Genomic DNA, 2,962 nt, shown 5'->3' with positions numbered 1-2,962 from the left:
CCCCAGCGGCAGGCCGATCAGCACACTGAACAGCAGCGACACGCCCACCATCACCAAGGTGTCCCAGCTGGCCCAGGCAATCTCGGCCCAGACCACATTAGCCAGCCATTGCTCGATCATCGCAGCACCTCCACATGCACGTCCGCTGCTTCCAGCGCCGCCATGGCCCGACTCAGGTCACCCCCCACCAGCGACAATGTCAGCTGACCGTAGGGGGTTTCCTTGATGTGGTCGATCCGCCCCGACAGGATACTGAAGTCCACCCCTGATTCCCGGGCCACATGCCCGAGCAGCGGCTTGTAGGTGGCCTCGCCCTTGAAGGTAAGGCGCAGGATGCGGCCGCTGGCGTGCTGCAGGTCCTCCTGCATCTCGTCCCGGTCGATGTTCTCACTTTCGAACACGAAGTCCCGGGTGGTGGGATGTTTGGGGTGCAGGAAGACCTCGCTCACCGGCCCCATTTCAACCACCTCACCGGCGTCCATCACCGCCACCCGGTCGCAGACCCGGCGCACCACATCCATCTCGTGGGTGATCAGCACGATGGTCAGGCCCAGCTCCCGGTTGATGTCCGCCAGCAGCCGCAGCACCGACTGGGTGGTCTGGGGGTCGAGGGCGCTGGTGGCCTCGTCACACAGCAGGATGGTGGGCCGGCAGGCCAGGGCGCGGGCAATACCGACACGCTGTTTCTGGCCACCGGAAAGCTGGCTGGGGTATTTCCGGGCATGGTCGGTGAGGCCCACCCGCGCCAGCAGTTCGGTCACCCGCTCCTCGATCTGCTGGCGTGAATAGATGCCCGCCAGCTTCATGGGGAAGGCGATGTTGTCGCTCACGGTCTTGGATGACAGCAGGTTGAAGTGCTGGAAGATCATGCCCACCCTGCGGCGGTAGGCCCGCAGCTCGCCGGCGTCGTAATCGGTGACGTTCTCGCCGTCGATCAGGATGCGCCCGCCGCTGGGCCGCTCCAGGCGGTTGATCAGACGGATCAGGGTGGACTTGCCGGCACCGGAGTGACCGACGATACCGAACACCTCGCCGGTCTCGATGGTCAGGCTGGTGGCGTGCAGCGCGGGGATCGCCCGGTCGCCCACCTGGTAGGACTTCTGGACCTGGTCAAATTCAATCACGGAGCAGCCTTGTGAGTGCAGCGTTAAGAACGCGACAGTATAGCCCAAGCGCCTGGCGAACCCGAGTCGGGACCCTGTTAAATCTTATGGCCGGCATTATCCCATCGGGAGTGATACGTTAGACTGGAGTCAGGGATCGGCAATCCGATCCGCCATTTTCAGCCAGTTGGAGGCACCAGAGCACCTTGGCCAGCACCACCGACACCCTGCCCACCCGCATGAACGGCACCCGCGCCTGGGTCGACTACCTGAGCAAGGTGGAGCTGCCGGTGCTGGCCAATACCCTGCGCCGCATCAACGAGCTCACCGACAGCAACAGCAGTACCGTCAACCAACTGGCGGAGGTGATTCTCAACGATGCCCAGCTCACCTCCCAGGTACTGCGGCTGTCCAACACCGTGTTCTACAACCAGACCCGGACCCAGGTGGGCACCGTCAGTCGCGCCATCACCCTGATCGGCTTTGATGCGGTCAAGTCCATGGCCATCTCGTCGCTGATCGTCGATACGCTGCTGGCCCGCAGTGAGCGCAGCCACCTGCTCAAATGCCTGGCCCGGGCACTGCACGCGGCGGTGCAGGCCCGCTGCCTGTTGCCGAGGCGCAACGAGCAGGCGCTGGAGGAAGTCTTTATCGGCGCACTGCTGATGAACATCGGTGAACTGGCGTTCTGGTCCTGCGATACCGAGCAGGCCGACGAGCTGGAACAGCGGCTGGGTCAGGACGAGCCGGCGGTGGCGGCCCAGAAAACGGTGCTCAAGACCACCTTTGCCGAGATCACCCGTGGCCTGGTGGAGGCCTGGGCCCTGGGGCCGTTCATCCGGGACGTGGTATCGGCGGGCCGGCCCAACTCCAAGGCCGCCAGCCTGGTGCGCCACTCGGTGGAACTGGCGCGGCTGTCGGAATCCGGCTGGCGCGGCGCCGACATGGACAAGCTGATGGAGACCCTCGGCGGCGAACTGGAGGAGGCTCCGGCCACCGTCCGCGACCAGGTCCGCATCAATGCCGGCGAGGCCGCCAAGATCGCGGTGTCACTGGGTATTCCCCAGGTTCAGGCACTGCTGCCCGGTGCCGACACCGGCGCCGAGGAAACCACCAAGTCCCCGCAGCCGGCAGCCCCGGACCCCGAACTTCAGCTGCAGATCCTGCGGGAGCTGGCGGAATGCCTGACCGCCAAGCCCGACATCAACCAGGTCTGCCAGCTGGTCACCGAGGGCATCCAGCGCGCCCTGGGCATGCAGCGGGTGGCCCTGCTGATGAGTGACCGTTCCGGTACCCAGTTGGTACCCCGCAAGGTGCTGGGGCTGGAGACCGAGGGCTGGCGCGACGGCTTCGTGATCGAGCGCAACCGCAAGACCACCCTCAACCGCCTGCTGAGCGATCACGAGTGTACGCTTTACAAGCCCGCGAAGGACGCCCAGCGCGCCGGCTTCGACCCCTGGGTGGGCAAGGTGCCTGCCCTGGTGGGGCCGCTCATGGCGAAGGGCCGGATTGTGGGGCTGTTCTACGCCGACAACGCCGGCGCAGGTTCGGCTCCCAGTGCCGGCCAGCTCACCGCCTTCAGCCATTTTGTGCGGCACGCCCAGCTCTGCCTGACACTGCTATCGGTGTCCTGAGTCCGGCTACAATTCATAGAGCTTGGTCACGTGCAGGATCGGCCCGGTGGGGGCTCCAGTGGGTGAACCCCCGGCCGGCTCCAGGCTGATGGCCAGGGTCCGGCTGCTGCTCAGCGCCTGGCGGGCCTCGTCGGTCAGGGTGACCTGGTAGACGCCCCCCACCGGCACCACACCCAGGGACAGCGGATTGCCGCTCTCCGGCACGATCCAGAGCTCATAGTCCTT

General features: G+C 65.7%; 3 protein-coding genes and 1 pseudogene. 1 reads left to right on the top strand and 3 read right to left on the bottom strand.

Annotated features, from left to right (window positions below; genetic code table 11):
* A pseudogene (locus tag R3280_RS16505) lies at positions 1 to 120 on the bottom strand (metal ABC transporter permease); the annotation flags it as partial.
* Positions 117 to 1,124 (bottom strand): methionine ABC transporter ATP-binding protein, encoded by a 1,008-nt coding sequence (locus R3280_RS16500; protein WP_318999702.1) that lies wholly within the window; start codon positions 1,122 to 1,124, stop codon positions 117 to 119. The pseudogene R3280_RS16505 and the gene R3280_RS16500, both read right to left, overlap by 4 nt.
* A gap of 185 nt (positions 1,125 to 1,309) precedes the next feature.
* Between R3280_RS16500 and R3280_RS16495 the strand changes: the two genes are divergently transcribed.
* Positions 1,310 to 2,737 carry an HDOD domain-containing protein gene (locus R3280_RS16495; protein WP_318999701.1) on the top strand — a complete coding sequence of 476 codons (1,428 nt, stop codon included), beginning with the start codon at positions 1,310 to 1,312 and terminating at the stop codon, positions 2,735 to 2,737.
* Positions 2,738 to 2,743: 6 nt separating this feature from the next.
* On the opposite strand, the gene R3280_RS16490 is transcribed toward R3280_RS16495, so the two are convergent.
* A partial coding sequence (locus R3280_RS16490) for an anti-sigma factor domain-containing protein (RefSeq protein WP_318999700.1) occupies positions 2,744 to 2,962 on the bottom strand: 219 nt, incomplete at its 5' end.

It is taken from the genome of Marinobacter sp., from assembly GCF_033722195.1.
In the GTDB taxonomy this organism is placed as follows: Bacteria; Pseudomonadota; Gammaproteobacteria; order Pseudomonadales; family Oleiphilaceae; genus Marinobacter.
This window is presented reverse-complemented; position numbering and strand designations above follow the sequence as displayed.